This is a genomic window from Exiguobacterium sp. KKT215 (genome assembly GCF_055635335.1).
Window position 1 is genome coordinate 1065275 of record NZ_CM145756.1, and the last position, 22647, is coordinate 1087921.

At 51.7% G+C, this 22647-nt stretch carries 26 protein-coding genes; 21 read left to right on the plus strand and 5 right to left on the minus strand.

Annotation, left to right across the window (positions count from 1 at the left end; genetic code table 11):
• The first annotated feature begins 6 nt into the window (after positions 1-6).
• Together mutM and coaE are read left to right on the plus strand one after the other, a co-directional pair.
• Entirely contained in the window at positions 7-831 is an 825-nt protein-coding gene (mutM, locus tag ACZ2GZ_RS05540) for a DNA-formamidopyrimidine glycosylase (protein ID WP_214714583.1), read from the plus strand.
• A gap of 12 nt (positions 832-843) precedes the next feature.
• On the plus strand, positions 844-1449 hold the full coding sequence (coaE, locus tag ACZ2GZ_RS05545) for a dephospho-CoA kinase (protein WP_214714585.1): 606 nt from the start codon (positions 844-846) through the stop codon (positions 1447-1449).
• Positions 1450-1466: 17 nt separating this feature from the next.
• Here coaE and ACZ2GZ_RS05550 read toward each other — a convergent pair whose 3' ends face one another.
• Entirely contained in the window at positions 1467-1949 is a 483-nt protein-coding gene (locus tag ACZ2GZ_RS05550) for a site-2 protease family protein (protein WP_214714587.1), read from the minus strand.
• A gap of 155 nt (positions 1950-2104) precedes the next feature.
• Between ACZ2GZ_RS05550 and ACZ2GZ_RS05555 the strand changes: the two genes are divergently transcribed.
• From ACZ2GZ_RS05555 to ACZ2GZ_RS05590, 8 genes are all read left to right on the plus strand, one after another.
• Positions 2105-3136: a glyceraldehyde-3-phosphate dehydrogenase gene (locus ACZ2GZ_RS05555; protein WP_058763986.1), complete on the plus strand. Its 1032-nt coding sequence runs from the start codon at positions 2105-2107 to the stop codon at positions 3134-3136.
• Between the two features lie 231 nt (positions 3137-3367).
• Positions 3368-3754, plus strand: coding sequence for an adenosylmethionine decarboxylase (gene speD / locus ACZ2GZ_RS05560; RefSeq protein ID WP_029595188.1), 387 nt, complete (start codon positions 3368-3370; stop codon positions 3752-3754).
• A 111-nt stretch (positions 3755-3865) separates the two neighbouring features.
• A complete protein-coding gene (locus tag ACZ2GZ_RS05565) occupies positions 3866-4237 on the plus strand; it encodes a hypothetical protein (protein WP_214714589.1) in 372 nt (123 codons plus the stop codon).
• Between the two features lie 12 nt (positions 4238-4249).
• Positions 4250-4717: a transcriptional regulator NrdR gene (gene nrdR / locus ACZ2GZ_RS05570; RefSeq protein ID WP_021065634.1), complete on the plus strand. Its 468-nt coding sequence runs from the start codon at positions 4250-4252 to the stop codon at positions 4715-4717.
• A gap of 42 nt (positions 4718-4759) precedes the next feature.
• Complete coding sequence (locus tag ACZ2GZ_RS05575) at positions 4760-6112, plus strand: DnaD domain protein (protein WP_021065635.1); 1353 nt, start codon at positions 4760-4762, stop codon at positions 6110-6112.
• Positions 6113-6117: 5 nt separating this feature from the next.
• Positions 6118-7032 (plus strand): primosomal protein DnaI, encoded by a 915-nt coding sequence (gene dnaI, locus ACZ2GZ_RS05580; RefSeq protein ID WP_029595191.1) that lies wholly within the window; start codon positions 6118-6120, stop codon positions 7030-7032.
• Positions 7033-7344: 312 nt separating this feature from the next.
• Positions 7345-9282 carry a threonine--tRNA ligase gene (gene thrS / locus ACZ2GZ_RS05585; protein WP_470295580.1) on the plus strand — a complete coding sequence of 646 codons (1938 nt, stop codon included), beginning with the start codon at positions 7345-7347 and terminating at the stop codon, positions 9280-9282.
• 112 nt (positions 9283-9394) lie between these two features.
• A complete protein-coding gene (locus tag ACZ2GZ_RS05590; protein ID WP_031199847.1) occupies positions 9395-10258 on the plus strand; it encodes a DUF1002 domain-containing protein in 864 nt (287 codons plus the stop codon).
• Between the two features lie 52 nt (positions 10259-10310).
• Here ACZ2GZ_RS05590 and ACZ2GZ_RS05595 read toward each other — a convergent pair whose 3' ends face one another.
• The gene (locus ACZ2GZ_RS05595) at positions 10311-10520 is read right to left on the minus strand and encodes a hypothetical protein (RefSeq protein WP_214714593.1); all 210 of its coding nucleotides are present in this window, start codon (positions 10518-10520) and stop codon (positions 10311-10313) included.
• 338 nt (positions 10521-10858) lie between these two features.
• On the opposite strand from ACZ2GZ_RS05595, the gene infC reads away from it, so the two are divergent.
• The 9 genes from infC to pheT all read left to right on the plus strand — a co-directional run bounded on the left by infC (position 10859) and on the right by pheT (position 18412).
• Complete coding sequence (gene infC / locus ACZ2GZ_RS05600; protein WP_021065640.1) at positions 10859-11389, plus strand: translation initiation factor IF-3; 531 nt, start codon at positions 10859-10861, stop codon at positions 11387-11389.
• Positions 11390-11419: 30 nt separating this feature from the next.
• A complete protein-coding gene (gene rpmI, locus ACZ2GZ_RS05605) occupies positions 11420-11614 on the plus strand; it encodes a 50S ribosomal protein L35 (protein ID WP_021065641.1) in 195 nt (64 codons plus the stop codon).
• A 28-nt stretch (positions 11615-11642) separates the two neighbouring features.
• Positions 11643-12002 carry a 50S ribosomal protein L20 gene (rplT, locus tag ACZ2GZ_RS05610; RefSeq protein ID WP_021065642.1) on the plus strand — a complete coding sequence of 120 codons (360 nt, stop codon included), beginning with the start codon at positions 11643-11645 and terminating at the stop codon, positions 12000-12002.
• 86 nt (positions 12003-12088) lie between these two features.
• Positions 12089-12343, plus strand: coding sequence for a hypothetical protein (locus ACZ2GZ_RS05615; RefSeq protein ID WP_021065643.1), 255 nt, complete (start codon positions 12089-12091; stop codon positions 12341-12343).
• A gap of 23 nt (positions 12344-12366) precedes the next feature.
• Positions 12367-12849 (plus strand): dUTP diphosphatase, encoded by a 483-nt coding sequence (locus ACZ2GZ_RS05620; protein ID WP_029595195.1) that lies wholly within the window; start codon positions 12367-12369, stop codon positions 12847-12849.
• Positions 12850-12872: 23 nt separating this feature from the next.
• Complete coding sequence (locus tag ACZ2GZ_RS05625) at positions 12873-13952, plus strand: M42 family metallopeptidase (RefSeq protein ID WP_021065645.1); 1080 nt, start codon at positions 12873-12875, stop codon at positions 13950-13952.
• 1 nt (position 13953) lies between these two features.
• Complete coding sequence (locus ACZ2GZ_RS05630; RefSeq protein ID WP_021065646.1) at positions 13954-14700, plus strand: TrmH family RNA methyltransferase; 747 nt, start codon at positions 13954-13956, stop codon at positions 14698-14700.
• 301 nt (positions 14701-15001) lie between these two features.
• A complete protein-coding gene (gene pheS, locus ACZ2GZ_RS05635; RefSeq protein ID WP_131471292.1) occupies positions 15002-16024 on the plus strand; it encodes a phenylalanine--tRNA ligase subunit alpha in 1023 nt (340 codons plus the stop codon).
• A 12-nt stretch (positions 16025-16036) separates the two neighbouring features.
• A complete protein-coding gene (pheT, locus tag ACZ2GZ_RS05640) occupies positions 16037-18412 on the plus strand; it encodes a phenylalanine--tRNA ligase subunit beta (RefSeq protein WP_131471291.1) in 2376 nt (791 codons plus the stop codon).
• A 41-nt stretch (positions 18413-18453) separates the two neighbouring features.
• On the opposite strand, the gene ACZ2GZ_RS05645 is transcribed toward pheT, so the two are convergent.
• The 3 genes from ACZ2GZ_RS05645 to rnhC form a co-directional block, all read right to left on the minus strand.
• Positions 18454-19476: a PTS sugar transporter subunit IIC gene (locus tag ACZ2GZ_RS05645; RefSeq protein WP_034796886.1), complete on the minus strand. Its 1023-nt coding sequence runs from the start codon at positions 19474-19476 to the stop codon at positions 18454-18456.
• A 327-nt stretch (positions 19477-19803) separates the two neighbouring features.
• The gene (locus ACZ2GZ_RS05650; protein WP_021065650.1) at positions 19804-20616 is read right to left on the minus strand and encodes an alpha/beta fold hydrolase; all 813 of its coding nucleotides are present in this window, start codon (positions 20614-20616) and stop codon (positions 19804-19806) included.
• 72 nt (positions 20617-20688) lie between these two features.
• Entirely contained in the window at positions 20689-21600 is a 912-nt protein-coding gene (gene rnhC, locus ACZ2GZ_RS05655; RefSeq protein ID WP_131471290.1) for a ribonuclease HIII, read from the minus strand.
• A gap of 123 nt (positions 21601-21723) precedes the next feature.
• On the opposite strand from rnhC, the gene ACZ2GZ_RS05660 reads away from it, so the two are divergent.
• Positions 21724-22125: a hypothetical protein gene (locus tag ACZ2GZ_RS05660; protein ID WP_021065652.1), complete on the plus strand. Its 402-nt coding sequence runs from the start codon at positions 21724-21726 to the stop codon at positions 22123-22125.
• Positions 22125-22646, plus strand: coding sequence for an NfeD family membrane protein (locus ACZ2GZ_RS05665; RefSeq protein WP_021065653.1), 522 nt, complete (start codon positions 22125-22127; stop codon positions 22644-22646). Before ACZ2GZ_RS05660 ends, ACZ2GZ_RS05665 begins: the two co-directional genes overlap by 1 nt.
• Position 22647 lies beyond the last annotated feature (1 nt).

Here is a 22647-nt window from a genome sequence, read left to right on the forward strand (position 1 = left end):
ATCAATATGCCTGAATTACCAGAAGTGGAGACGGTCTGTCGCCGATTGCGACCGTTCGTCTCCGGAAAAACGATTGCAAATGTCGAGGTGCTCGACGCGAAAATCATTCGGGGACACGAACCGGAGATTTGGAAACAACAGTTGCTCGACGAGACGATTCAAGACGTCGAGCGGCGTGGGAAATTTATTTTGTTCAAATTGACGAACGGATATCTCGTTTCGCATCTCCGAATGGAAGGGAAATTCTTCCCACATGACGAAATGGTCAATCCGGTCAAACATACGCACGTCGTCTTCACATTCACGGACGGGACGACGCTTCATTACAATGATGTCAGGAAGTTCGGCACGATGGAACTGAAGACGAATGACGACTTGTATGTGACACCGCCGCTGTCGTTGCTCGCACTTGAACCGTTCGATCCGGGAGTGACGGCAGAGACGCTCCACACCCGCTTGAAGCGGATGAATGTCCGTGCCATCAAGACGGCACTCCTCGACCAGTCGATTTTCGTCGGCCTCGGCAACATTTACGTCGATGAGACATTGTTCCGGGCCGGGGTCCATCCGACTCGTCCGGCGGCCTCGCTCTCGCTTGACGAGGTGCGCTTGGTGCATCAAGAAGCTGTGGCCGTGCTGTCAGAAGCGATTGAGCGCGGCGGGAGCACGATCCGAAGCTATACGAATCCGGATGGGGCGAGCGGAACGTATCAAGAGACGCTCTACGTGTATGGACAGACCGGTGAGCCGTGTAAACGATGCGGCCGACCGATTGAAAAGATGAAATTGGGCGGACGGGGCACGCACTACTGTCCGCACTGCCAACAGTAAGAGGTGGACATGATGTTGAAGATTGGTTTGACAGGTGGAATTGCGACAGGGAAGTCGACCGTATCCCGTCTGTTTCGAAAACAAGGAATCCCGATTATCGATGCCGATAAAATGGCACGGATCGTCATCGAGCCGGGAGGCAAGGCGTTCACGGCCGTTCGTGAGGCGTTCCCACAATGCTTCTCGGGCGACTCGTTGAACCGTCAGGCGCTCGGACGTGAGATTTTTCATGATGACGCCAAACGTCAGTTGCTGAATCAGCTCATGCATCCGGCCATCCGTGAGGAGATGCTCGAGGAGATGCGTGGCTATGAGACGGCAGGGGAAACGGTCGTCATATTCGACATCCCGCTCTTGTTCGAAGGGACGATGCGGGACCTCGTCGATTATACGGTCGTCGTCTATTGCCGGGAAGAGATTCAGTTGATGCGCCTCATGGAGCGGAACGGCTTGACGAAAGCTGAAGCGCTCGCGCGCATCCATGCCCAAATGCCGATTGAAGAGAAGAAGCAACAGGCTGATTTTTTAATCAACAACAACGGTGCCTTAGGCGATTTGTCGGCCCAAGTGGCCCGCCTCGTCGAACAATTTGAAGACATGAAAAAAGAAGGCGACTGAGCGCCTTCTTTTTTTGTTCAGTTCAACGGGTCTGAGTCTGGTCGGCCTTTCTTCCATGTATCGAAGATGGCTCGGCCGTCACTCGGATGACCGTTCGAATAATAAATCGGATAGAGCGAGAAGAAGACGTAATAAAACGAGAAGTACGCGAATTGATACGTATAAAGCGTCGGTTCAATCTCCCGCATCAAGATGAAGGCGTTCACAATCAAGATGCTCGATAGGTTGAAGATGGATCCGCCCGCGTAGACGATACTGCGGGTCAATCGGTTACTATATTTCAAATCGCTGAACTGACACCACGCGTCATAGAAGTAGACACGGTTGAATTGCAGGCGCCCGACTTTGAATAATTTTTTACCGGTCCCAATCTCCATATCGAGCGACCCCCCAAATAGTTTCGCAAAGAAGAAATGGCCGAATTGATGGATAATCGTCACTATCGGCAAAATGATGAAAAACGAGATGACAAATTTGTCTAAATCGGTCCAATCGAACATGCTGTCCTAGCTCCTTTCCAAGCTCTACACCAAATTTCCCTCTTTTTCAAATCTGAAACTGTAAAAAAGTGAAAGAAATGTGACGATTCATAGTGAAAACGCTTCCATTTTTCCGTTATAATGGTGTCGTAACGCAGAAAAAAGGGGGACTTTACATGGGGACGAAAGTTGCAATCAATGGATTTGGTCGAATCGGTAGAATGGTATTCCGAAAATTGATGCTCGAAGGGCGTCACGACGTTGTCGCCATCAATGCGAGTTATCCGGCGGAGACGCTCGCCCACTTGATTAAGCACGACACGGTCCACGGACCGTTCACACTCACGGTCCGGGCGCATGGGGATGCGCTTGAAGTTGATGGGAAGCGAATCATGCTCGTCTCCGAGCGTGATCCGGAGCGGTTGCCGTGGAATGAGCTCGGGGTTGAAATCGTCATCGAGGCGACTGGTAAATTCAATTCAGATGTCGGGGCGAAAAAACATTTGACGGCCGGTGCGAAGAAAGTTATTTTGACGGCACCAGGAAAAGGGGAGCTGCGGACGATTGTCATGGGGGTAAACGATCGTGATTATTTACCTGAGCACGATCACGTCATTTCGAACGCCTCGTGCACGACGAACTGCCTCGGTCCGGTCGTTAAAGTATTGGACTCGACGTTCGGAATCGAGACGGGGCTCGTCACGACCGTGCATGCCTATACGAATGATCAAAACAATATCGACAATCCGCATAAAGACCTACGGCGCGCTCGCGCTTGTGGTAGTTCCATTATACCGACTTCGACTGGGGCTGCCAAAGCCATCGGACTCGTCTTGCCTGAATTGCAAGGGAAGTTGAACGGGATGGCACTTCGCGTACCGACACCGAACGTCTCACTCGTCGACCTCGTCGTCGAGTTGCACCGTGACGTGACGGTCGATGAAGTGAATCAGGCGTTCGAGCGTGCCGCACATGGAGAGATGACGGGTATTCTCGGTGTCTCGAACGAACCGCTCGTCTCCATCGACTTCAACGGGGATGAACGTTCATCGATTATCGATGCCGATTCGACGATGGTGCTCGGGGGCAATCACGTCAAAGTACTCGCTTGGTACGATAACGAATGGGGCTATTCGTGCCGTGTCGTCGACTTGTTGGACATGGTCGCGAGCTACTTACAAATCGGACAACAAGAAACCCACGTCTGAAAAAATATATTTACACAAAAATATTTTTAAAGAATTGAAACAAATGTCTTGTATCGACGTCCCAAACGCGATACACTCTAACTCGTGAACTTCAATTGGTCTGACAAACGCAACTTAAAGGGTTAGGACCTCTTAGGACTAACTTGCCCCCGTGGTTGTGGGCGATTCAGGCACAAAGTGAGTGATCATCAACTACTTTGAGACCATTGATGTAAAGGGGGATCCACTAATATGGATACTATGGGACGTCACATTATTACAGAACTTTGGGAGTGCAATCCCGACAAATTGAACGATATCGACTACATCGAGCGCTTGTTCGTCGATGCAGCACTTCGTTCGGGCGCTGAAGTCCGCGAAGTCGCTTTCCACAAATTTGCGCCACACGGTGTAAGTGGAGTCGTTATCATCTCAGAATCACACTTAACGATTCACAGTTTCCCAGAGCATGGCTACGCATCAGTCGATGTGTTCACATGTGGGGACCGAATCGATCCGGCCACAGCTTCGCAGTACATCGCGGAAGGCTTGGAAGCAAAAGTTCGTGAGGATGTGAAACTTGATCGCGGAATGGGACCGATTCGTGTTCCGGAAGCACAAGTTGCAATCAGCAAATAATCAGATTGACCTTTTGAGGCTGGCCGAATTTCGGTCAGCCCTTTTAATTGTTTTGTTAACCGCTTAATTTTGATATGCTTAACCTATATAAATAAGGTGTCGAGGTGGATAATGGGATTATTGGATAAGTTTCAAACACATGTCCAGACGGACGATTCGCATAAAAATGAGGCGCTGCGCACACGTTATGTGGCGGCTTCGCCGACCGCCGTGCTCACGTGGCTCCGCGATCGGATTCAAACAGAAGGACAAACGGTTCGCCGTGTCGATCCAGACCGGGGCGAAGTGGCGTTTAATGGCGATGGCTGGGATGCACTGGCGACAGTCATTCAAGTGGATGGCGGACGCACGGCTGTCGACTTCACGTTGAACCGTGACCAGATGCTCGGGCCGGACCTTGGTCAAATCGTTACCACATACTATGAGGCGCTGCAAGTGAAGTTCCCGCTCCGCGCCATCGGGAATCAATCTGTCGAACGATAAGGAGGGCTGAGCATGCGTTGTCCTAAATGCGATCATAATGGAACGAGAGTGCTCGACTCCCGACCAGTACAAGATTTCTATTCGATTCGTCGCCGTCGCGAATGCGAGGAGTGCGGCTATCGCTTCACCACGTTTGAAACGGTCGAACAGACCCCGCTCATCATCGTTAAAAAAGACGGGAATCGGGAAGAGTTCAGCCGGGAGAAAGTACTTCGCGGGATTATTCGGGCGTGTGAGAAACGACCGGTCACGCTAGAGCAACTCGAAGGCGTGGTCACGAAAGTCGAACAACAGTTACGCGCGCTCGGTCAGTCCGAGATTCCGAGTGAGCAAGTCGGTGAGCTCGTGATGAATGAATTGGCACGTGTCGATGAAGTGGCCTACGTCCGCTTCGCGTCCGTCTATCGCCAGTTCAAAGATATCTCTGTGTTCTTTAAAGAACTTGAAGATTTAATGAAGCAAGAAAAATCGACCAACTAGAGTGGCGGCCTGCTGGTCGCCTTTTTTCAGGGGAGACCTATCATGGAAAAAGAACGAATCTTGTACGGGACTGACGAACTGTTGATTATGAGCACTGGGCTCATCGATCGCGAGTCGTATCAGTCGTTGTACCACTTATATCAGCCGGTCATCGGTGTGAAGGCACTTGCGATGTATCAGACGCTTTGGAGCGAGCTGAAGCCCGGGAAGATGAAATCGAATTATATGTCGCACAGCGCGCTCTGTGAAATGCTCGATTACTCGATTAACGAGCTGACGGACTGTCTGTTCCGGCTCGAGGCGATCGGTCTCGTCCGGACGTATAAGACGAAAGATGAGCGTTTGACCCAGTACGTATATCAACTGCGTGTCCCGCTCGCACCCCATACGTTCTTGAACGACGGACTGTTGTCGAGTTTTCTCTTCTATAAAGTCGGGGAAGTTCGCTTTAAACAGTTACAAGGACGATTCACGATCGATCCATTGCCGGCCGGGATTATCGAGGTGACGAAAGACTTTAATGAAGTGTTCGACGTCAAAGGCGTCAATCATATGGCGTTCACCCAAAAGAACTACGAGAAACCTGACCGCGCAAAAATCGAGATCAACTATACGTTCGATATGGAAATCGTCAAAAAACTGACGAACTTCCCCGTCGGCTTCTTTACGAAGAAGCTCGATGAGACAATCACGAAGCTTGCCTACGTCTCACAAATCGATGAAGAGACGATGGCCGAGATGTTGAAGGAGTATTTCGTCCACGAGGCGTATCTACCACTCAGCGAGCAAGAGAAACGCGACGGCTGCCGCCAAATGGTGTTGCAGTTGAAGAAGAAACAAACGCGCCATCGGAAAGTGAAGTCGGACGAGACGGTAAAAGCAGAAATCGGTGATTTGCATGACGTGACGGTCATGGAAGAAGCGCATCCGCATCAATACGTGTCGACGTTACGGAAGACGCCACAACTGTCGAAGAGTGACGAGCAACTCATTATCGATCTCGTCGATACGCTCGGGCTCGCGCCAAGTGTCATCAATGCATTGTTCTATTACTGTATCGAAGTGAAGAAGCAGACGCGGCTCAGTGAGAACTATGTCATGCGGATCGCGACGAGTTGGAAGACGGCGGGCTATTTAAACGCCAAAGACGCGTTGGAACAAGAAGCGACACAAGATGCGCTCATCGAGAAGAAACAGCAGAAACGGGAGAACGTGCAACAGCGGACGACCGTCGGCTCGAGACGCAAAGACAAGACCGAGATGCCAAAATGGCTCGAAGACGAGGCGAAAGAGCAACGGACGTACGATCAAAAACGAAAACAAGAGCTCGAGGCATCGGTCCCAGACGACGCGGAACTCGTTAAGCTGTTGAATGAATTGAAAGAGAAAGGATGAGGGACATGGAACGCATCAATCAAACGCTCGCCCAAATGATGAACCGGAAAGAAGTGCGGGAAGCGTACGAATCGATTCGCCGGCGCACCCTCGAACATCCAGAAGTCGTCGCTTTTTTAAAGGCACATCCGGAGTTAGACGAGACGGCGGTCGAGGTCGGCTTTACGAAGCTCAGTGAATATGCGGAACAGATGGACGGTAAGAAGCTCATCGAGGAGCAAGCCGTCATCCCGGGCCATCAGCCAGTGCTCTATGTCGACCTCGGTCAAATCGCAATCCGTTATGAAGAGACGGTGAAGCATCGTCAAGCACGGCGCCAAAAAGAGATGGACCGGAAGTTCAAGAGCCTATTCTTGCCGGAAGAAGTGCGAGAGGCGAGCTTTGAATCGTTCGACTGGTCCGATGACGCCCGTAAAATCGCACTCCGTGAATCGATGCGGTTCGTCTCAGGCATGAAGACCCGCCAAAAAGTGAACGGTTTATACCTTCACGGTAGCTTCGGCGTCGGGAAGACGTACTTGCTCGCGGCGATCGCCAACGAACTGAAAGTGGCGGACATCGAGACGATCCTTGTCCACGCCCCGGGATTCGTCTCGGAAGCGAAACGGAAAATCCGGACCGACTCGTTCGATTCGTTTTTGACGTCATTCCAACACGTGCCGGTGCTATTGATTGATGACATCGGGGCCGAGGCGATCAGTCCGTGGGTACGGGATGAACTGTTCGGGATCATCTTGCAGTATCGCATGATGCATCGCTTGCCGACGCTTTACAGCTCGAACTTCAGCGGAGAAGAGCTCGAGACCCACTTCTCGATCGACGGTTCGCCACAGAACAAAATGAAGGCGCAGCGGCTCATGCAACGCATCTCGACGACGACGACGCAAATCGAGTTAAAAGGTGAGAATCGACGGCGGTAAAGGGATTGTATTTCTGGAACGAGTTGACTATACTAATAAGCATATAACCGATGCATTGAAGAGGACATGAGACGTCGTAACGGGTTTCAAAGCGAGGGAAGGCTGGTGAGAGCTTCCTAAACACGCCGATCGCCTTACTCCCTCAGAGCACCGTACGGGTCAATCGTGCGGCGATTCACACTCGTTATCGTGTGTTCGAGCCAAGCGGATCGCTTGGGAACGAGGGTGGTACCACGAGAATCAAAGCTCGTCCCTTTCATAGGGATGGGCTTTTTTTATTTTCTTTTAAATGTAGAGAGGGGAAGTTGACACATGATTCAATTGACATTTCCAGATGGGGCCGTCAAGGAGTTTGAGGCCGGCATCACAGCAGAAGAAGTAGCGGGTTCAATCAGTCCAGGACTTCGTAAAAAAGCAATCGCCGCCAAAATCGATGGTGAGATGATCGATTACCGTCGTCCGATTGAACACGACGGTAAAATCGAGCTCGTCATGCCCGACTCAGAAGACGGCATCGATTTGATGCGCCACTCGTCAGCCCACTTGATGGCCCAAGCCATCAAACGGTTGTACGGCGAAGAAGGTAGCATCTACCTCGGCATCGGACCGACAATCGAGAACGGGTTCTATTACGACATCGAGATGGATCGCCGCATCAACGAGGAAGACCTTCCAGAAATCGAGAAGATGATGAAACGAATCGTCGACGAGAACTTGGACATCACACGCGAAGTCGTCTCGCGCGACGAAGCGCTCGAGCGCTACAAACAGCTCGGGGACCCACTCAAAATCGAATTGATTGAAGATATCCCGGCGAGCGAGACGCTCACGATTTACCATCAAGGCGAATTCTTCGACTTGTGCCGCGGACCGCACGTCCCGTCGACATCGAAATTGAAAGTGTTCAAGTTGATGAGTGTGGCCGGTGCTTACTGGCGCGGCGACTCGGACAACAAAATGCTCCAGCGGATTTACGGAACGGCGTTCGCGACGAAAGAACAACTCGCGGAGCACCTGCGTCTATTGGAAGAAGCGAAAGAGCGCGATCACCGCAAGCTCGGGAAAGAACTCGATCTCTTCTTCGTGTCGCAAGAAGTCGGCCAAGGTTTGCCGATGTGGCTTCCGAAAGGTGCCTCGATTCGTCGTACGGTCGAACGTTATATCGTCGACAAAGAGCTCGAACTCGGGTATCAGCACGTCTACACACCGGTCCTCGGTTCGGTCGACCTGTATAAGACATCGGGGCACTGGGATCACTATCAAGACGATATGTTCCCGAAAATGGAGATGGACAACGAAGAACTCGTCCTTCGTCCGATGAACTGTCCGCACCACATGACGATCTATAAACATGAGCCGCGCTCATACCGCGAACTCCCGCTTCGTATCGCCGAGCTCGGCGGTATGCACCGTTACGAGATGTCAGGGGCGCTCACAGGCCTCCAACGCGTCCGTTACATGGTGTTAAACGACGGGCATACGTTCGTCACACCGGAGCAGATGAAACAAGAGTTCAAAGATATCGTCCATTTGATTCAAGAAGTGTACGCTGACTTTGGCATCAAGGATTATCGCTTCCGCTTGTCGTACCGTGACCCGGCCGATAAAGAGAAGTACTTCGACAACGATGCGATTTGGGAAACAGCCCAACGTCAATTGAAAGAGACGATGGATGAGCTCGGTCTCCCGTATTTCGAAGCGGAAGGCGAAGCGGCGTTCTACGGACCGAAGCTTGACGTCCAAGTCCGCACAGCGCTCGGCAAAGAAGAGACGTTGTCGACGGTCCAACTCGACTTCTTGCTCCCTGAGCGATTCGACTTGACGTACACAGGACCAGACGGCAAAGACCATCGCCCGATCGTCCTTCACCGTGGTGTCGTCTCGACGATGGAGCGTTTCGTCGCTTACTTGATCGAAGAGTATAAAGGAGCGTTCCCGACATGGCTCGCCCCGGTTCAAGTCAAATTGATTCCTGTCTCGCACGTTCACGACGAATATGTCTCAGAAGTGAAGGCAGAGCTCGTCAAGCGCGGTGTCCGTGTCGAAACGGACCTCCGTGACGAGAAGCTCGGCTATAAGATCCGAGAAGCACAGATGAAGAAAATCCCGATGACACTCGTCCTCGGTGATAAAGAGCGCGATGAGCGTGCGGTCAACATCCGCCGCTATGGACAGCAAGAACAAGTATCGGCCACACTCGATGCGTTCTTGGCATCCCTCACAGAAGAAATCGCGAACCGTTCACGTTAATCGGTCGACCATCCTTCGCCGGAAGGGTGGTCGTTTTTTCGGTCTCAAGACGGATGCGGAACGGATGATGGAAACGTAAGGTAGAAGAAAGGAGTGATTCATTTTGAATTATATGAAACCATTAGTGGCGTTGACGATCGGTTCGGTCGTCGCGACAAGCATGATTCCAAAAGTAAACGCAGAAGCCATCGTCGATGACACGATTGTCACACTCGGTGAATCATTATCAGCCAGCCAACGGGATTGGGTGCTCGAACGAGTTGAGGCACCGGCTGGAATTGAACCGATCATCACGACCGCGGCCGATGAAGATAAGTACTTAGGGGATGCCGTCCCACAAGCACAACGCGGCGGGGGTATGTATTCATCAGCCCGTATCAAACTGACTGACGGGACTGGACTCGATATCAAAACGGAAAACGTGACATGGGTCACCGAAGATATGTATGCGAACGCGCTCGTGACCGCCGGTGTCACCGATGCCGACATATACATCACATCTCCGATTCGTGTCACCGGGACGTCGGCCTTGACGGGCATCATGAAAGCGTACGATCAGACAGCGGAAGAGACAGGCATTCAATTGTCCGAAGAGCGGAAAGACTTGGCGCAGGAAGAACTGGCTGTCACGTCTGAAATCGGGAAGACAGTTGGTCAAGAAGATGTGGCCGGTCTCATGAACGAGATTAAAGCTGAGATTGCGAACAAGGCACCGGAGACGAACATCGAGATTCGCGATATCGTCATCCAAGTGTTGAATCAAAACAACGTCCAATTGTCTGATACGCAGTTGACGCAATTGACGACGCTGTTCGAGAACATGCAGCAAGCGAACCTGGACTGGGGAGCGATCAGCAACGGGCTACAAGGGGCCGGACAAGACGTCCAGGCGTTCCTCGAGACCGAGGAAGTTCAAGGTTTCTTCGCCCGCTTGTTCGAAGCACTCAGCAACTTCTTCAAATCATTAACGAATTGATCGACGTTGACCACGTGACAGATGGTATTGAAAAAAGGGCGAGCGCCCTTTTTCAATACCATCGTTTATGGATATAGTCGCGAGCGGACTCATGGTCGTCGACAATCTTCAACGTGATTCGGTTCATTTCTTCTAATAAGTCCGTCAAAATCGCTTCGAGCTTGGCATCACTCACCTCATGGTGGCGCATCGTCTCTTGTACGATGTGTTTGATTTGGTCGTGATAATCATGGTCGCCTTTCACTTGCTTTCTCCAAGACACGGTCCATCCCTCCTTTTTTATTTTATTCCCTTGGAAAAGGTATTGCGAAACAGCGAAATGACTGTTATCATCATAAAAGTGTGAGCTACCAATTATTCATGCGCGAATTCTTGACATCTTAATCCTATTGGTGTTAAGATGACATAGTGATTAAATACAACAAAGCAGAAGCGCCCGCTTCTCACCTCGTCCGAACAGATTCGGTCAGGTCCATCATGTACGTGAAGCAGTCGAGCCTTGGTCTCTACTGTCTCCGAAATGATGTGTGGGCGGGAAACTGCCGACGCTTTTTTTATTGCCATGTTGTCTTATCAATCTAAAACTCGTGCAACCGCACGATGGAGGTGCTAACCATTAGCAAAGAGCTCTTTATCAACGAAAACATTCGTGCCCGTGAAGTTCGCTTAATTGGAGCGGACGGTGCACAACTCGGTGTGCAATCGCGTAATGAAGCATTACGTTTAGCAGAAGAGGCTGAACTCGATCTCGTCTTGGTCGCCGATAAAGCTAACCCACCGGTCGCTAAAATTATGGACTATGGGAAATACCGTTTCGAACTCCAGAAAAAGGAGAAAGAAGCGCGTAAAAACCAAAAAGTCATCCAATTGAAAGAAGTGCGCCTCAGCCCGACAATCGAGGAAAACGATTTCCAAACGAAATTGCGTAACGCTCGCAAATTCCTTGAAAATGGTAACAAAGTGAAAGCGTCGATCCGTTTCCGCGGACGCGCCATCACACACTCGGAAATCGGCCGACGCGTCATGGAGAAATTGGCGGCGGAATGTGCCGACTTGGCAACAGTTGAGCAAAAGCCGAAGATGGAAGGACGCAGCATGTTCTTAGTGCTGGCTCCGAAGAAAGAAGATTAATCATCGAGTCATAGTGGGGAGGAAATACTCATGCCGAAAATGAAATCGCACCGTGGTGCTTCTAAACGTTTCAAACGTACTGCATCAGGTAAACTCAAGCGTTCACACGCTTACACAAGTCACTTGTTTGGTAACAAATCGACTAAAGCGAAACGTAAGCTCCGTAAAGGTGCTATCGTCTCAGCTGGAGACTTCAAACGCATTCGCAACATGATCGCGAAGTAATACAGAAAGAATTTAGGAGGGAAACCATATGCCACGCGTAAAAGGCGGTTATACGACTCGTCAACGTCGTAAAAAGCAAATCAAGCTTGCCAAAGGTTATTTTGGCTCGAAACACATTCTATTTAAAGTAGCAAAACAACAAGTCATGAAGTCACTCATGTACGCTTACCGTGACCGTCGTCAAAAGAAACGTGATTTCCGTCGTCTTTGGATCACACGTATCAATGCGGCAGCACGCACAAACGGTCTTTCATACAGCCGTATGATGCACGGCCTCAAGCTTGCAGGAATCGACATCAACCGTAAGATGCTTGCTGAGCTTGCTGTGACAGATGCACAGGCATTCGCGTCACTTGCTGATACAGCTAAATCAAAATTGAACGCGTAATCGTTCAATCGACAGCGCCGAGACCTTATCTCGGCGCTTTCTTTTTTCTGATTTATTCCTTAAACTTAAGATAAGGAGGGCGGACTATGAATCCATCTGTTTTGGCCATCGTCGCGTTGGCACTCATCGTCTTGAACGTCTACACCTATTTGCAGGCGAAACGGTACACGCTCGGCGAAGGTGATTTCAACGTCTTATATGCTTATGCCGGCGGTGCGATCGGTGCTCTGTTCGGGCTTCATTTGACGCGGAAAAAGGCGGTTCATGCCCCAAAAAGCGTTCAAATACAAGTATTGATTTTGGCAGTCGGCTGGTCTTTAATGATTTTAGTACTGCTTTGAATGCAGAATAGGAGGAGCAACCGGTGAACTGGACAACATTATTTGATCGGCAGCGTGAATTAGATGAGCGGATCAAAGAAGAACATCAACTATCCGGGAACCAATTTGATGAGCGGCTACTCGCTTTGCTCGTCGAACTCGGTGAACTCGCCAATGAGACCCGTAGCTTTAAATTTTGGTCAACGAAGGGCCCGTCGCCTCAAGACGTGATCTTAGAAGAGTATGTCGACGGCATTCATTTCTTATTGTCGCTCGGTCTTGCCCTCGGGTATGAACGCGATTCGTTCCCAGCAGGTAGCTCGTATCTTGATGCGACTGACGCTTTTTTAGACGTGTTCCGCAAAGTGACGAACTTTGGTTTGTCGAAGACGGAACCGATGTACGAGACGCTGATGGCGGCTTATCTCGAACTTGGCTATACGCTCGGCATCAACGAAGAGTTGATGGTGATGGCGTATATGGCAAAAAATGAAAAGAACCATGAGCGACAAAATCAAGGTTACTAATCGAAACGAAGGAGCGATGTCCCATGAACGAATCATTACATATGCTGAAACGCTTGACGGATGCCACCGGTGTCCCGGGAAATGAAGGAGAAGTCCGCTCATTGATGCGCGAATACTTGGAGCCTCACGTGGAAGCGTTCGAACAAGACGGGTTAGGCAGTCTGTTTGGACGGGTGACGGGCAACGCGGATGGACCGCGTGTCATGATTGCCGGCCATATGGATGAAGTCGGCTTCATGGTGACACGAATCGAAGAAGGGGGCTTCTTACGTTTCCAAGCGCTCGGTGGCTGGTGGAACCAAGTATTGCTCGCGCAACGCATGGACGTCGTCACACGCTCAGGCGAAAAAATCCCTGGAGTCATCGGTGCGAAACCGCCGCACGTGCTTCCGCTCGAGGCGCGCAAGAAACCTGTCGAGATTAAAGACATGTTCCTCGATATCGGTGCGACGTCGAAAGATCAAGTCGCGGAGTGGGGCATTCGCCCGGGCGATACGGTCGTCCCACACTGTGAGTTCACGGTCATGAAAAATGAAGACTTCTTGATGGCCAAAGCGTGGGATAACCGAATCGGTTGTGCCATCGCCATCGAGGCGGCGAAACGATTGAAAGACGACGAAGTTCCGGGTGTTGTCTTTACTGGAGCGACGGTCCAAGAAGAAGTCGGGTTGCGCGGTGCCGTCACGGCTGCCAACTTGGTCAAACCGGACGTCGCCATCGCCGTCGATACGGGTATTCCTGGAGATACACCAGGGATGACACCGGCAGAAGGATTGTCGAAACTCGGGGAAGGCGTTCAAGTCATCTTCTTCGATGCGACGACCATCACGAACCCGCGCCTCATCGATTTGATCGTCGAAGTGGCGAAAGAGAACGACATCAAGTACCAATTGGATTTGACGCCGGGCGGTGGAACGGACGCTGGCCGCTTCCATTTGGCAGGTGTCGGGATGCCGGCCGTCGCGCTCACGGTACCGGTCCGTTATTTGCATACGAATGTCTCAATCATTCACAAAGCAGATTATGAAGCAGCCGTCGATTTGGTCGTAGCGCTCACGAAACGACTCGATCACGAAACGGTTCAATGGTTGAAAGAGGGATAATATGACGAAAATCACGTCTACGAAAAGTGAGACGATTAAGCGCTTAAAGCGTTTGATGACGAAAAAAGGCAGACAAGAGTCCGGACAATTTTTGGTCGAAGGCGAGCATTTGGTCGACGAGGCCATCCGTGCCGGACGTCTCGTCCAGCTGATTATGGGGGAGTCGTATACCCCGAAAGGATCATGGCGCCTTGATGAGATGCCTGTCCTCGAACTATCCGACCATGTGGCTGACTTATTGTCAGAGACAGAGAAAACGCAAGGTGTGTTCGCTGTCGTCAAGATGGCCCCGGTCGAACGAAAGATGAAACATGTGCTTGTCCTCGATCGCATCCAAGACCCAGGTAACCTCGGGACGATGATTCGGACGGCGGACGCGGCCGGCTTTGATACGGTCCTTCTCGGCAAAGGGACGGTCGACCCGTTCAATGCCAAAGTCGTGCGCGCGACACAAGGTTCCTTGTTCCACGTCAACGTGAGCTCGGTCGATTTGCTCGAGACGTTGCCTGAATTGAAGAGCGAAGGCTTCCAGATTTACGGCACGGCTCTCGCGAAAGCGACATCGTACGAGCAAGTCGATTTTAGTGAGAAGGTCGCGCTCGTCATCGGCAACGAGGCACAAGGCGTACATCAAGACGTGCTCGACTTGTGTGACACGCGTGTCCATATCCCGGTTCTCGGCGATGCCGAATCGTTGAACGCGGCCGTCGCGGCCGGTATTCTCATGTATCGGATTGCGCTACAATAACCTTGTCAGCACTGACGAATCGTGATAGGTTAATTACATCGAACAAAATAATGAATAGACGTTGAAAGAGCATAGTACGCGAACTACCGAACGAGTACAGGGAGCATGGGCCGAGACTGCGAGCCGATGCCTTGGGCGGCGCTGAATTCACTCTCGAGTCGTGTTGGAGACAACACCGAAGTAGCATCCCGATACCGATGCTCTCAAGTGGGCCGATTTCGGCCAAGTAGGGTGGTACCGCGATTATTCGTCCCTTCAGTCATCGACTGAAGGGACTTTTTTTGTAGAGGAGGAAACAAGAATGAAAGAACAGTTGGAACAATTACAACAAGAGGCGTTGCAGGAGATTCAAGCGTCGTCGTCACAAAAAGAGTTGAACGATGTCCGCATCAAATATTTAGGGAAAAAAGGACCGATGACCGAGGTGCTCCGCGGGATGGGGAAACTCTCACCTGAAGAACGACCAGTCGTGGGTGAACTCGTCAACACGGTCCGGACGACAATCCAAGACACGTTAGAGGCACGGATCGAGGAAGTGAAGGCAGTCGAGCTCGAGGCGAAACTGGCAGCGGAAACGATTGATGTCACGCTCCCAGGTCGGACGTCACTGCCAGGTCATACCCACTTGCTCCAACAAATTGTCGATGAGATGGAAGATTTGTTCGTCGGTCTAGGCTATACGATTGCCGAAGGTCCGGAAGTCGAGACGGATTTATACAATTTCGAGATGCTCAACCTCCCGAAAGATCACCCGGCCCGTGATATGCAGGATTCGTTCTATATCACAGACGAGACGCTCCTCCGGACACATACGTCGCCTGTTCAAGCACGGACGATGCTCCAAGCAGAAGGGAAGCCGATTCGCATCATCTGCCCGGGTAAAGTATACCGTCGTGATGAGGATGACGCGACACATTCGCATCAGTTCATGCAAATCGAAGGACTCGTCGTCGATGAGCATATCTCGATGGCCGATTTGAAAGGCACGCTCGAAGTGTTCGTCAAACAGTTGTTCGGTGAGACGCGTGAGATTCGTCTCCGTCCGAGCTTCTTCCCGTTCACAGAGCCGTCGGTCGAAGTCGATATCTCTTGTTTCAAGTGCGGCGGCAAAGGCTGCAACGTCTGTAAGAAGACAGGCTGGATTGAGATTCTCGGAGGCGGAATGGTGCATCCACGCGTGCTTGAGATGGCAGGCTATGATTCGACGAAGATGTCCGGATTTGCATTCGGAATCGGTGTCGAACGGATGGCGATGTTAAAACATGGGGTGGACGATATTCGTCACTTCTATACAAACGACTTACGCTTCATCGAGCAATTCTAAGGGGGATCACACATGTTATTATCAAAAAAATGGTTGAATCAATATATTGACGTATCCGATTTGAGCGGACAAACGCTCGGTGACTTAATCACGAAAAACGGGATTGAAGTCGAGAGCGTCGTCAGCCGGTCGGAAGGCTTGTCGGGACTCGTCGTCGGGCATGTCCTCGCTTGCGAGAAGCATCCTGAGGCAGACAAATTGAACGTGACGACGGTCGATATCGGTGCGGATAGCCCGGTTCAAATCGTCTGTGGCGCGCCGAACGTCGCCGCTGGTCAACACGTCATCGTGGCGACGGTCGGAGCTCGTCTCCCAGGCCTTAAAATTAAGAAAGCGAAGCTGCGCGGCGTCGAGTCGCAAGGGATGATTTGCTCGCTCGAGGAACTCGGGTTCGAGAAGAAACAAATTCGTGAAGACGAGCAGGATGGCATTCACACGTTCCGCGAACCGGTCGAAGTCGGTGCGGACGTCATCCGTCTGTTAGACCTCGACGATGAAGTGATCGAGCTCGGATTGACACCGAACCGTTCAGATTGCTTAAGCCTTTACGGGATCATTCATGAAGTCGCGGCCATCCTTGAGCGCCCATACACATTACCGACTGCCGACGTGACGACAAATGTCGCGAACACGGTCAGCGTTCGTCTCGAGACAGACAACTGTCCGTACTATGCGACACGCCGTGTCGACGGCGTCGTCATCGGTGACTCGCCACAATGGTTGAAAAATATTTTGATCGCAGAAGGCGTCCGCCCAATCAACAACGTCGTCGATGTGACGAACTACGTCATGCTCGAGCTCGGTCAACCGCTTCATGCGTTCGATACGGCGAAACTCGGAACGACGATTGCTGTTCGCCAAGCGTATGACGGGGAAGAAATCGTCACGCTCGATGACGTGACGCGCACGCTCGATGCCTCGATGATGGTCATCACGGACGGCGAGCAGCCTGTCGCCATCGCCGGCGTCATGGGTGGAGCGAACACCGAAGTCGATGCGACGACGTCGAGTATCATCCTCGAGTCGGCCTACTTCGCACCGGCATCGGTCCGTAAGACGAGCCGTACGCTCGGTTTACGCTCGGATTCGAGTGCCCGCTTTGAAAAAGGGGTCGACCCGGAACGGTTACAATTGGCCCTTGACCGTGCGGCCGAACTCATCGTCGAAGTGAGCGGTGGCACAATTAGCGACATCGTCATCGCTGGGGACAAAGACTCTGCGGCTCGGACGATTGATGTCTCGGTCGCTTATATCAACCATCGACTCGGAATGGACCTCGAGCAAGAGACGATTGTCCGCATCTTGGAACGTCTCGGTCTCGATGTGACCGGGGACGAGACGTTGACGGTCCACGTACCGTCGCGTCGCCCTGACTTGGAGTTGCCGGCTGACATCACGGAAGAAGTGGCACGCCTCTATGGCTATGACAGTCTTCCGTCGAGCCTTCCGGCGTCACACTCGAAAGGGTACCTCCCGAAAGAAAACGTGTTGCGCCGTCGCGTCCGTCGCATCCTCCAAGGCGCAGGATTGTCGCAAGCGATCACGTACTCGCTCACGAGCGTCGGGAACGCCTCACGCTTCAGTGGAGCCGACTTGACGCAAGTGAACTTGGCAATGCCGATGAGCGAAGAGCGTTCGGTACTCCGGACATCGCTCATCCCAGGTCTGTTGGAGGCGGCTCGTTACAATACGTCGCGTCAACAAGCGAACGTGCGATTGTATGAGACAGGACGCGTCTATGTTGAACAAGGCGAGACGTTGCCACGTGAAACGGAGCGCGTCGCCGGCGTATTGACGGGACTTTGGTACGATCACCGTTCACAAGGTACGCGTGTCCCGGTCGACTATTTCGTCGCCAAAGGAGCCGTTGAGACGCTCTTGTCTGCGCTACGTGTCGAAGCGACGTATGAGGCGGCCGTGATTGCCGATATGCACCCAGGTCGTACCGCAAACGTGCTCATCGACGGACGTGTCATCGGTTACGTCGGACAAGTCCATCCAGGCGTGTCGAAAGACGTGTATGGATTGAAAGAAGTGTACGTGTTCGAACTCGACTTGGACGTGTTGCAACAGTCAGCCGAGCTCATCTATGAAGACGTACCACGTTTCCCATCCATCACACGTGATTTGGCGCTCGTGTTGAAACGGGACATCCCGGCCGGTCAAGTCGAAGCGACCATCAAACAGGCGGCAGGACCGCTCTTGATTGACCTCGCCTTGTTCGATGTCTATATCGGGGAGAACGTAGGGGACGATGAGAAATCAATCGCCTTCTCGCTCAAGTATCAAGATCCGACCCGCACCCTTCAAGATGAAGAAGTGACGGCGTCGTATGAAGCGATTCTCACTGCCGTTCAAGCGGCACACGGTGCGGAAGTTCGCGCATAACCTAAAAAGGTGTCCACCACGTGTGGACACCTTTTTTGAGTTTACTGGACTTCAAGAGCCAAGTCGCCGAACTTTGTCCAACCGACGAGGCATGTCACTTTATACAAGACGAGCGTGATGACGGCCGGAAGGACAACTCCCGTTCCAACGAAGATGAGGAACGCGTCCATTCCTTGCGCGGCAAGGATGTTGAGCGGCGCAATCAATGAGTTGAGCCCGAGTCCCGCGATTTCATAAGGGACTTCGAGTGAGAAGACGAGCGTCGCAATCGGCGCGCTGATCATCGCCGCGATGAAAGGCGGCATGACGACGCGAGGGTTTTTGACGACGTTCGGAAACTGGACTTTCGGTGTGACGAAGAACGAGGCGACCAAACCGCCTGGATCTGTTTGACGATATGCCATGAGCGTGAAGCCGACGAACTGGGCCGTACATCCGATCAACGCGGCGGCACTGGCGACCGGGTCGAGTTGAAGCGCGATGGCGAGTGCGGCCGACGAAGCAGGTGACATGAGCATGACACTAAATACGAGCGCGATGACGAGCGATGTCGCGATTGGAGACGTATTGACCGAAGCGGTGATGCTGGCGCTGATTGAGTTGATGAGCGGTGTCGTGACGGCTGCTGCGCCGACTCCGACGATGCCGCCTCCAAGGACAGCGGTGACCGGGACGACCATCATATCAAATTTCGTTTTCCCGAGGACACGTTTGCCTAACCAGACCGCAGCTGCTGCTGCAATCAAGGCGCTGATCGGTTGACCGGGCACGAGGACGAGCCCGCTCTCGGTCGCTTGGAGCGCCGCACCACCAACGGTTGCCGCAATCATCGAGCTGAACAAAATGAGCGTATTGCCGCCGAGCTGATAAGCGACACCGGCACCGAGTGCCGGGGCGAGCAATGATTTCGCGACTTGCCCGATCAAGACGAGTGTCTCGATGCCGGCCATCTTCCCAATCGTTTCAATCAAGAGTCCAACCCCGAGCGTGACGAGGACGGCGCTTGCCATTCCTGCTGATATTTTGATCATTCGGTCCATTGCGTACTGTTTCACTTCCATCATCTCCTCTATGTGTGTCAATCCAATAAAAAAACCTATCCGGATGGGATAGGCGCGTCGGTCATACCATGAGCGCCTCGTCCGAAACCATCGAAACAAGGGCCCAAAAATTCGTCTCGGTCATCGAGTCGATTTTCAGTCCCTCAGTCGAATAATAATCAGTAGGCCGTGTTGCGCATGGGTTTTCATCATTGCCAGCTCCTCCGTTTGTTAAGATTTGTCTAAGAGTAACACGATATTTTTCAATAATCAATATTTTCTGAAAATTAATTTGAAAAAAATTGAAAACCGCTCAAAAAGAAAAACGACCCAATGAAGGATCGTCTCGTATTAAGACGTGCTGGCTGCAAGTGAGCCAACTTGTTGATCGATGAATGCCATCGAGATTGAATTGAAATGATCGGGTTGGTCGACATTGACGACATGGCCCGAGTCAGTGACGACTTGGACACGAGCCGTCGGCTGATGTTTCGCAGTCCGTTCGACGGCTTCGAGGAACATGTAGTCCTCGTCACCCATAATATAGAGAATCGGTACGTTCGTCTCGATCGAAGAGAAATGACGAAGCAACGGATTCATATTCTCGGTCATCTTGAACCAGCGGATGAACTCGCGTTGACACAGGTTGGCCGCATCGCGGACGAACATCATGCGTGATTTCTTATGACGCTTCTTCGGTAATAAAATCCACGCGAACAGCTGATATAGCCACATGTACGGCACGAAGCTCTGTACGAGACTACCGAGGCGAATCAACAACGTCGAGCGGACGTTGAACTTGACGATGGCCCCGCCGAGCACGACTGAAGCGATTCGTTCCGGATGGTGCTCGAACATCGCTTGAATGACAATCGTCCCGAGCGATAGGCCGACCATGTGGCCTTTTTCAATCTGTAAGTGGTCCATGACCTCGACGACGTCTTCGACAACGACATCGAGCGTATACGCGTTCAGCGGTTGATTCAACGACTGTTCTGCGTTGTAAGAGCCGCCATGTCCGCGTAGGTCGAGCAGGAGCACGTTATATTTCTTTTTGAACGGCCGAATTTGACGATACCAATGCGACAGACTTCCACCCGCGCCATGGATGAAGATGACCCAAGGATGGTCGTCGCTTAATGTGTACGTTTTATAATGCAACATGAACGCTATCCTCCAAAAATTTTTAAGTTCATTAAACCCTAAAAATAATATACCATATCTACAAATGTAGGACTATCGTTTCAACTCGCTCAACCGGATTGCTTTTTTCGTGTTGGCGAAGTGAACTTTCGCGACCTCGTTCAAACGGGATTGACCATAACGAAGAATCAAATCGGCCGCGACTTGGTCGACTTTGGCGCCGGCGCCTTTCGGTAACGTGACCCCGAGTGTCGCACTTAACTTGTCCATTTCTTTTAAGAACAAGGCGCGAGCGAGAATCGAGGCGGCGGCCACGGCGACATGCAATCCTTCCGCTTTCGTCGAGAAATAGACGTCATCTTTGACGACTGCTTTTTCGGAACGAAGGTGGTTATAGTAGATGTTCTTTTCAGCGAACTGATCGATTAAAATGGCGTCCGGTGTCGCATCGAGCTTCTGCAATAAGGCCGACAAGGCGGCGTTATGGGCGATGGCCGTCATTTTGCCTTGCGTCATCGTCCGTTGCATTTTATTATACGCCGGATTGTGCAACGTCGCCTTCTGATAGGTGATGGTGACGTGCAAGTCTTTGGCGATTCGGACGATTTCTGTGTCCGACAGCAGTTTGGAGTCTTTGACCCCGAGCTCTTTGACGAGAGCGATTTTCTCTTTTGGCACGTAGGCGGCGACGACGACGAGCGGTCCGAAATAATCACCTTTTCCGACTTCGTCGCTCCCGATGACAGACCAGTCCGAAAAGCCTTCCGGCAGAACATTTTTCGGAACGCTAGGTTCTTTTTTAATGCTCGTTCCCCATTTGGCGGCTTCCGTGTCGGCATCACGTCCTTGGAACATGACTTTACCCGAATTGTAGACCGTAATCACACACTGAGGTGTTTTAGCACTGAATCGTGCGTGTGGCGGAGGATTGACTGAATGGGCCCGATAACTCGCGATGAGTTCCTCCTGGGCGGTAGCTGATAATTTAATGACTTGATTGCCCAATGTGAGCACTTCCTTTCTAACGCTAGCAAATCAATCTTACATTTTTTTTAGTTATTTTGAAACCAAAGTTTCGCTCTAAACGTATAGACAAGTGAGTAAAGAAAGAAGCGAGGTGAGTCGGAGATGTGGTGGCGCGATGACACGGATGAAGATGAGGCAGAATCTCTCTATAAACATATTCTCGAGCTAGAAGCTCGGATTGCAAAACTGATCGCCCATCAAGTCAGGGTGCGTCGCTTGCTCATGCAGGAATCGTCGGAAGCGGCGACCGAGCAAATCATTGCGTTACAAGCGGAAGTCGATCACTATTTGTCACTTCTGCGACAAGAACGGATGGAGGCGGTCGACCGCTATGATCGCTTACGTCTCGAGCAGACGTTAGGACGGGTCCGACAGTCGGTCAATCAACCGACCCGACCGTTGGCAGAGTGGGACACGATTGAACAGGCGCTCGCGCTCGAAGTCGAACATTTGCGCCGCGTCCTTTCGTACGAACGACAGCGTCGCGCCGAGGAGGAGTGGTAATGGAATCGTTAGATCAGCTGTATTGGTGGGTACTCATCATCGCGGGTCTCGGTACATTCGTGTACATGATTTTTTCAGATGCGTTCGATGTATTTGATGGTTGGTTCAATCCCGCCGTCATCTTATCCTTTTTAGCGCTCGGTGCGGGAATCGGATTGATTTTAAATGCGCTTGCCCACGTGTCGCCAATGATAGGGCTTGCCGTCGCCCTCGTCGGTTCATTCGCGCTCACGACGCTCCTGTACTTATTTGTCCTCTTGCCGCTATCGAACGCGGAAGAATCGATCGGAATGACCGATGAATCCCTCGTCGGCCTGATTGGTCGATTGACGGTCCCGGTCCCAGAAGGTGGGTTTGGCGAAGTGCTCGTCGAATCGGTAACGGGATCCGTACTAAAAACGGCCAAGAGTGTCGACGGAAAAGCCATCGATACGACACAACGCGTCGTCATCATCGAAGTCGAACGAAACATTGCGGTCGTCATGGAGTATGACGAACCGACAATCCGAAAGGAGTTTTAAC